2 protein-coding genes are annotated in these 2,655 nt (G+C 57.5%); one reads left to right on the plus strand and one right to left on the minus strand.

Annotated features, from left to right (window positions below; all coding sequences use genetic code 11):
* Window positions 1-263 precede the first annotated feature (263 nt).
* Window positions 264-1,259, minus strand: coding sequence for an SDR family oxidoreductase (locus U1701_RS18580; RefSeq protein WP_332784043.1), 996 nt, complete (start codon window positions 1,257-1,259; stop codon window positions 264-266).
* Window positions 1,260-1,859: 600 nt separating this feature from the next.
* On the opposite strand from U1701_RS18580, the gene U1701_RS18585 reads away from it, so the two are divergent.
* Window positions 1,860-2,522, plus strand: coding sequence for an outer membrane protein (locus U1701_RS18585; RefSeq protein ID WP_332784044.1), 663 nt, complete (start codon window positions 1,860-1,862; stop codon window positions 2,520-2,522).
* The last annotated feature ends 133 nt before the right edge of the window (window positions 2,523-2,655 follow it).

Raw genomic sequence — 2,655 nt, forward strand, 5'->3', positions numbered from 1 at the left:
GCCACCTACGCCCGGCAATGGCGGCGGAGACAACAATGCACTAACAAACTACCCGGACCACCCCGTGGGGGCTACTCAGTCGCGTACCCAGCACGACTATGTCCGCCACGTCCGTGCCTTTGCTGCTTTCCTGCGACGCTCGCCTGAGACCGCGACAAGCAGGTCGTCCGTGCGGATCGAAAGGCGGCAACATACTGCAATGGCAGTGACGTAGACCGCGTGCATGTCCAGTGTGCGAAGCTTGACGCTCACACACCAGTTTCTCACGGCTGGCCACTTCCGCCCGCTGCTCCATAAACCTGACCGTTGGCATAGCTCGCATCAGAGGCTGCGAGCTGGACATAGATCGAGGCGAGTTCGGCGGGCTGCCCGGGGCGACCTAAGGGGGTGTCACCGCCAAATTTCTGTAGGTCTTCCATCGTTGCGCCGCCCGAAACCTGGAGCGGCGTCCAGATCGGTCCTGGAGCTACACCGTTGACGCGGATGCCTTTGGGGCCAAGCTGCTTGGCCAACGATTTAGTGAAGCTCATCATCGCCGCTTTGGTCATCGCGTAATCGACCAGATTCTTTGAAGGATCATAGGCCTGCTCCGAGGTCGTCTGAATGATCGCGGAGCCGGGTTTCAGATGCGGAAGCGCCGCTTTGGTGACATAGAACATACCATATAGGTTGGTTTTCATCGTTGCATCGAAATCTTCATCTGTGATGTCTAGGAGCGACTGCTTCTGTTGCTGCCGGCTCGCATTGTTGACAAGGATATCGAGCCCGCCAAGCTGCTTTACCGCTGTCTCGACCAGCTTCAGGCAATAGCCGTGATCGCGTAGATCACCTGGAATAGAAACGGCTTTGCGACCGGCCTGCTGGATCAGCTCTACCACTTGGCGGGCATCAGGTTCCTCGGCGGGAAGATAGGCGATTGCAACATCGGCGCCTTCGCGGGCAAATGCGATCGCGGCAGCGCGGCCCATGCCGGAATCACCGCCGGTGATCAGTGCCTTGCGTCCCTTGAGGCGACCGGACCCCTTGTAGCTGGTTTCGCCGTGGTCGGGCCGGGGGGTCATCTTGCTAGCAAGTCCAGGAAACGGCTGCGACTGCCGTTCGAACGGTGGCTTGGGAAATTTGGTGGTCGGATCGGTGAGTGGTGCATCGGACATGGTGCCAGTTGTTCCTTGTGCAAAAGATGGGGCGGCAGAGACTACCAGCCCAACCGCGGCACCGCTGACGACACCGCGACGGCTGATCTGTTCAAAGGTAGTCATGTGTTATCGCTCCCAGGTTCGGCCAGCTTGCGACGCCCCGCCGATATTGGCCCATGTGCGCTATCAGGATCGTGCCGGTCAGCAGCAGGCCGATTAGGTGGCGGCCTGTCGACGCGCGTGGACATGCTGGATCTCCTGATGTTTCAGCTGCAACATGTCAGCTTATCAAAAGAACCAATGTACAGAAATAATTGGACGAACGGTTGGTCGTCATCGTAACGACCTATTCGCACAAGCTGGCATTGGCGCGCTACGGGCAATTCTTAACTTATGTTCATTAAGATGTTGAGAGTTGTGATTAGGCTAAGGTAGTCGATTTTCTGAATTTCCGGTACTGAACCAGGCAACATAAATGGTAACGTCATTGGAAGGTCGGCCGCGCTCGTGCTTGTGACTCAGTACCGCCGCGGGATAATCATTCCGCAGAAATGCGATGTTTTTCGATCTATGATCAGCACAGAGCAGCAGATTGACCCAGATCTGTTTAATGTAGATCAACGTTGATCTCACTTCCTACATGTATGTCCGCCCTCGTTGGTAGCAGGACAGATTGCTATGTTAAGATCACACCGTATTTTGGTGAGCGTTCCATGCCTCCTGTTGGCATCGCCCGCTTTTGCTCAAGATGATTCTGCGGGTTCGTCATACGACGCAAGCGCAAGCACCCTGCCCTTGGACGGCAGCGGCCTTTACGTCGCAATAGGCGGAGGATTGGTTCTGGGCCAACGCCTGCGTACCGATGCTGGAGTCTCGGCCAAACTCGACGACGGCTATATGGGTCTGGGAGCAATTGGCGGCCGGGTGGGCCCTTTTCGTGGCGAGATCGAGGGCAGCTACCGTCGTGCCTCCGTTAATAGCGCGAGTGGTTTTGGTCTGCGTTTACTCGGAACCGGTTATGTGTCTGCGCTAAGTGGAATGGGAAACCTGTACTTGGAGCCTTCGCTGGGTCTCAGGTCGGTGCGCCCGTATTTCGGTGGTGGCGTTGGCGTATCGCGGTTCAAAGCGCGAGACGTCGGAGCGGTCGGGTTGCCCACCGGTGGTCCGCAAACAAGCCTCGGTACGATCTCCGGCAGCAAGACCGTCTTCGCCTATCAGGCGATGGCTGGGCTTAGCGGTCCTGTTACAGAGCACGTGACGGCGTCCTTCGGCTATCGTTATTTCGCGACGCCCAGTGCCGATTTAGAGACACCGTTGATCGGGTCGGTGCGCGTTCGCGGACTAAAGGCTCACGGCCTTGAGGCCGGACTGCGGTTGACCTTTTAACTGTGCTTGGGCGCTGAACGCGCGATCCCGACAGATTTCGGCCAAGCTGTTGAATTGAGTAGCCCCCACGGGGTGGTCCGGGCAGTTAGTTAGTGCATTGTTGTCTCCGCCGCCATTGCCGGGCGTAGGTGGA

This window comes from Sphingomonas rhamnosi (genome assembly GCF_036663615.1).
GTDB lineage: Bacteria > Pseudomonadota > Alphaproteobacteria > Sphingomonadales > Sphingomonadaceae > Sphingomonas.

Coding starts and splice junctions, on each gene's coding strand:
- U1701_RS18580 (WP_332784043.1), bottom strand. CDS start 1,259: ATGACTACCTTTGAACAGATCAGCCGTCGCGGTGTCGTCAGCGGTGCC.